Source organism: Micromonospora sp. CP22, from assembly GCF_009712475.1.
GTDB lineage: Bacteria > Actinomycetota > Actinomycetes > Mycobacteriales > Micromonosporaceae > Micromonospora.
Genome location: NZ_VCJO01000052.1, coordinates 1 through 1,448, shown reverse-complemented (window position 1 = coordinate 1,448; position 1,448 = coordinate 1). Strand labels below are relative to the sequence as shown.

Genomic DNA, 1,448 nt, shown 5'->3' with positions numbered 1-1,448 from the left:
GAGCAATGCTCGAAACCTGTGGATGAGCGTCGGGAGGCGTACCCTCCCGACGAGTTCCAAGCCAGGAATCGAGTAGAGCCCGCGCGCCAACGCGGGTGGGGAGGGTACGCCCGTGCTTACCGTAGTCAACTCAGATGAGCCCACGCCAGCGATGGTGCCCGAGCCGGCCGTGGCCGGAGGTTCGTTGATCGATGAGATCGTGCGTGACGGCGCCCGGCGGATGCTCGCGGCGGCGCTGGAGGCAGAGGTCGCCGCTTACATCGCCGCGCACGTCGGCGAACTGGATGAGCAGGGCCGCCGGCTGGTGGTGCGTAATGGTCACGCCCGGCCGCGGCAGGTGCTCACTTCGGCTGGGGCGGTAGAGGTCGTCGCGCCGCGGGTCAACGACAAGCGTGTCGACGAGGCGGGTGAGCGGCGGCGTTTCGCCTCGGCGATCCTGCCCGCCTGGTGCCGTAAGTCGCCGCAGATCAACGAGGTGTTGCCGTTGCTCTACCTGCACGGGCTGTCGTCGTCGGACTTCGTGCCCGCGTTGCAGCAGTTCCTCGGCACCAGCTCCGGGTTGTCCGCGGCGACGGTCACCCGGTTGACGGTGCAGTGGCAGGACGAGGCCCGCGCCTTCGCCGGGCGGGACCTGTCCGGCGTCGACTACGTCTACTTGTGGGCGGACGGCGTGCACCTGAACGTGCGCTTGGACGAGGCGAAACTCTGCCTGCTGGTGATGGTCGGCGTGCGCGTCGACGGCCGCAAGGAACTCGTCGCCCTCGCGGAGGGCTACCGCGAGTCCACCGAGTCCTGGGCCGACCTGCTGCGCGACTGCAAGCGCCGCGGGATGCGCGCTCCGGTCCTGGCCGTCGGCGACGGCGCGCTCGGGTTCTGGAACGCTCTGCGCGAGGTGTTCCCCACCACGCGGGAACAGCGCTGCTGGTTCCACAAGATCGCCAACGTGCTCGGCGCGCTCCCCAAATCAGCGCATCCGGGGGCGAAGAAGGCCCTCGCGGAGATCTGGAACGCCGAGGACCGCGAGCACGCCCGCCGCGCCGTCGCCGCGTTCAAGCTGGCCTACGGCGCCAAGTTCGGCAAGGCCGTCGCCAAGGTCGTTGACGACCTCGACGAGCTACTCGCCTTCTACGACTTCCCGGCCGAGCACTGGGTGCACCTGCGCACCACGAACCCGATCGAGTCGACATTCGCCACGGTCCGACACCGCACCAAGGTCACCAAGGGCCCCGGCTCGAAGGCCGCCGGGCTGGCGATGGCGTTCAAGCTGATCGAAGCCGCACAGCAGCGGTGGCGGGCGGTCAATGCACCCCACCTGGTCGCCCTCGTCCGCGCCGGCGCCCGCTTCGAACGCGGCAAACTCGTCGAACGTCCCGCCGCCGAGCTGGTCACGACCGACGCCACAGCCGCCTGATCAAAGATTTCTCATCCACAAGTCTTGACTATTGCTC

Annotated in this window: 1 protein-coding gene; it reads left to right on the top strand. The window is 68.8% G+C overall.

Features of this window, described 5'->3' with window-relative positions; all coding sequences use genetic code 11:
* The first annotated feature begins 112 nt into the window (after positions 1-112).
* Positions 113-1,411 (top strand): IS256 family transposase, encoded by a 1,299-nt coding sequence (locus FF096_RS26165; protein WP_375335397.1) that lies wholly within the window; start codon positions 113-115, stop codon positions 1,409-1,411.
* Positions 1,412-1,448 lie beyond the last annotated feature (37 nt).